This window comes from Pseudoxanthomonas taiwanensis (assembly GCF_010093135.1).
GTDB lineage: Bacteria > Pseudomonadota > Gammaproteobacteria > Xanthomonadales > Xanthomonadaceae > Pseudoxanthomonas > Pseudoxanthomonas taiwanensis.
Genome location: NZ_PDWK01000125.1, coordinates 1 through 2,918, shown reverse-complemented (window position 1 = coordinate 2,918; position 2,918 = coordinate 1). Strand labels below are relative to the sequence as shown.

Annotated in this window: 4 protein-coding genes and 1 pseudogene; 3 read left to right on the top strand and 2 right to left on the bottom strand. The window is 75.1% G+C overall.

Features of this window, described 5'->3' with window-relative positions; translation table 11 throughout:
• The 3 genes and pseudogenes from CR938_RS14085 to CR938_RS14075 all read left to right on the top strand — a co-directional run.
• Positions 1–241, top strand: a pseudogene (locus CR938_RS14085) (hypothetical protein); the annotation flags it as partial.
• A gap of 9 nt (positions 242–250) precedes the next feature.
• Positions 251–1,051: a M15 family metallopeptidase gene (locus CR938_RS14080; RefSeq protein WP_162125590.1), complete on the top strand. Its 801-nt coding sequence runs from the start codon at positions 251–253 to the stop codon at positions 1,049–1,051.
• 86 nt (positions 1,052–1,137) lie between these two features.
• Positions 1,138–1,680, top strand: coding sequence for a cytochrome b (locus CR938_RS14075; protein ID WP_162125589.1), 543 nt, complete (start codon positions 1,138–1,140; stop codon positions 1,678–1,680).
• 14 nt (positions 1,681–1,694) lie between these two features.
• On the opposite strand, the gene CR938_RS14070 is transcribed toward CR938_RS14075, so the two are convergent.
• Positions 1,695–2,375 (bottom strand): DNA-3-methyladenine glycosylase family protein, encoded by a 681-nt coding sequence (locus CR938_RS14070; RefSeq protein WP_162125588.1) that lies wholly within the window; start codon positions 2,373–2,375, stop codon positions 1,695–1,697.
• A gap of 2 nt (positions 2,376–2,377) precedes the next feature.
• On the bottom strand, positions 2,378–2,749 hold the full coding sequence (locus CR938_RS14065; RefSeq protein WP_162125587.1) for a DUF423 domain-containing protein: 372 nt from the start codon (positions 2,747–2,749) through the stop codon (positions 2,378–2,380).
• Positions 2,750–2,918: the final 169 nt, after the last annotated feature.

The window sequence follows — 2,918 nt, the reverse complement described above, 5'->3', positions numbered from 1 at the left end:
CCTGGACGAGCACACCGGACTGCGGCCGATGGCGCGGCTGTGGGGCATGGGTCTGCCCGGCCTGCGCGCCGGCCACTACCTGCTGCGCGACCGCACCCGCGCCTTCTGCCTGCTGACCCGCATGGACAAGGTGCTGGTGCTGCCGCGGCGCGACGGGCGCCGCCTGCTGCTCACCCCGGCCAGGCCACGGGCGCTGCTGGCACGCCTGGCCGAGCTGGCCGAAGCGCCGATGCACCCGTAAGCTGCCCGCATGCGCGCCCCCGCACGCACTCTGCGCAACACCGCCGAGATCGAACTGTGGCCGGCCTGGCTGCTGCGCGCCCGCGCCAGCGCCGACGCCCGCGCCATCGCCCGCGCCCACACCGTGCTGCGGCGCAAGCGCGACGGCCGCTTCCTGGCCGCGGTCGGCGAACACAGCGTGCAGGCCCTGGTGCCGCGCCTGGCGCGCGAGCCCGGTCTGGAGCAGGCACTGGACGCCCTGGAAGGCCCGGCCCGGCGTGGCCCGGACGCCCCGCCGCAGCCGCTGCCGCTGCAACGCCTGCACGCGCGCCTGCAGGCGCTGGGCGTGGACGCGGAGGCCTACCAGGCGCGCACCGGGCCGTGCCCGGTGGCCGAACCGGAGTGGCTGGCCTACGCCGGCCGCGACCGCTTCGGCCGGCCGCTGTGGCTGCACCCGCAAGCCGCCCGCGCCTGGGCCGCGCTGCGCCGGGCCGCCGCCGCCGACGGCGTGGCGCTGGACGCGATCTCCGGCTACCGCAGCCACGACTACCAGCTGGGCATCTTCGAGCGGAAGCTGGCACGCGGGCAGGAGCTGGCGCGGATCCTCACCGTCAACGCCGCGCCCGGCTACAGCGAGCACCACGACGGCCGCGCGCTGGACATCGGTACCCCCGGCGAGCCGCCTGCCGAGGAATCCTTCGAGCGCGCCGCCGCCTTCGCCTGGCTGCAGGCGCGTGCCGCGGAGTTCGGCTTCCGCATGAGCTATCCGCGCGACAATCCCCACGGCATCGTGCACGAGCCGTGGCACTGGTACTGCACCACCGGCCTGTGAGCCGCCGCCCGGGCGTTTGCGCCTGATCAATGCGGCCGCGCACGGCGGCGCCGATACTGCGCGCCCCGTCCTGTCCGCAGGCCGCCATGACCTTCCAGCAGCAACCCCGCTACCGCCCCTCGATCATCGTCCTGCACTGGCTGACGCTGGTGCTGCTGGTGGCCGTGTACGCCACCATGGAGCTGCGCGGCCTGTTCCCGCGCGGCAGCGCCACGCGCGAGCTGATGAAGGAAACGCACTTCCTCCTGGGCCTGGCGGTGTTCGTGCTGGCCTGGCTACGCCTGGCCCTGCGCGCCACCGGCGCCACCCCGCCGATCACCCCGCCGCTGCCGCTCTGGCAGACCGTGCTCTCGCGCGTTGTGGCCCTGGCCATGTACGGCCTGATGCTGGCCATGCCGGTGATCGGCTACCTGATGCTCAACGCCTCCGGCACGGCGCCCTCGCTCGGCGGCTGCCGCCTGCCGCTGCTGGTCGGCGCCGATCCGGCCCTGGGCGAGCGTCTGGCGGCGTGGCACGGCGCCATCGCCATGGCCGGCTACGGCCTGGTGGGCCTGCACACGGTGGCGGCGCTCTACCACCACCACGTGCGCCAGGACGACACCCTGGTGCGGATGTCGCTGCGCCGCTGAGCCGCCGAGCCGGCTCAGTCCTGCGAGCGGTTGGTGCGCGGTGCGGTGACGTTCTCCCCCGCCCCGTCGGCGATGCGCCACAGGTACAGGCTGGCGTAGGTGCGGTACGGCGCCCAGCGTTCGCCGCGGGCCAGCAGCTCGCGCGGCAGCGGCAGGCCCTCCAGCCGGTCCACGCGCTGGGCACCCTTGCGCACGCCCAGGTCGTCCACCGGCAGCACGTCCGGCCGCCCCAGGCGGAACATCAGCATCATCTCCACCGTCCAGCGGCCGATGCCGCGGATCGGGGTCAGCGCGGCCACGATCTCGTCCTGGTCCATCCCCGCCATCTGCCGCAGGGTCGGGATCTCGCCGCGCGCCTCTCGCGCGGCCAGGTCGCGCAGGGCCAGGATCTTGTTGCCGGATACGCCGCAGGCGCGCAGGGTGGCGTCGTCCACGCGCCCGAGCGTGTCGTGGTGCAGGCGGCGGCTGCCGATGGCCGCCTCGACCCGGCCGACGATGGTCGAGGCCGCCTTGCCGGACAGCTGCTGGAACAGGATGGCGCGGGCCAGCGCGTCCACCGGGTCGAACGGACGGCGCCAACCGCGCTCGGCCGGCAGCGGTCCGATCCTGCGCATCCACGCCGCCAGACGGCGGTCGCGGCGCTGCAGGTGCTCCCAGGCGGCCTCCACGTCGAAGCCGCGGCTGTGGCGCGGCATGGTCAGCGCCTCGCCCGGTGGACGGCCCAGAGCAGCCAGCCGAGCATCATCAGCATGCCGCCGGCCGGAGCCGGGCGGGTCGGCCAGCCGGCCAGGGCGTTGCCGGCCAGGCTGCCGGAGAACAGCAGCACGCCGGCCAGCAGCGCGCCCAGCGCCACCCTGCCCAGGGCGCGCAGCGCGGCCGGTGCCAGCGCCGCCAGCGCCACCCCGTGGACCAGGGCATACAGCGCGGCGGTCTGCAGGTTGCCGCGCGCGTGCGGATCGTCCAGGCCGTGCGCGGCCCAGGCCGACAGGCCGATGCCCAGCGCGGCCAGCACGCCGCCGGCCACGCCCGGCCAGCCGGGCCGCTTCGCGCTCGCCGCCGTCGCCTCCATCGCTTCCTCCACCACTCGGACCGGCGTCAGCCTAAACGAAAACCTGATTAGCCCCGACCCTCAGCCGCCAGTCGCAGGATGTGCGTCGCCCACCGCCGAGCATACGGCCACCTGAAGGCGACGAGGTGGCGTCATGAGCATCAATTCCGTGCAGTTCCAGGCTGGCCTG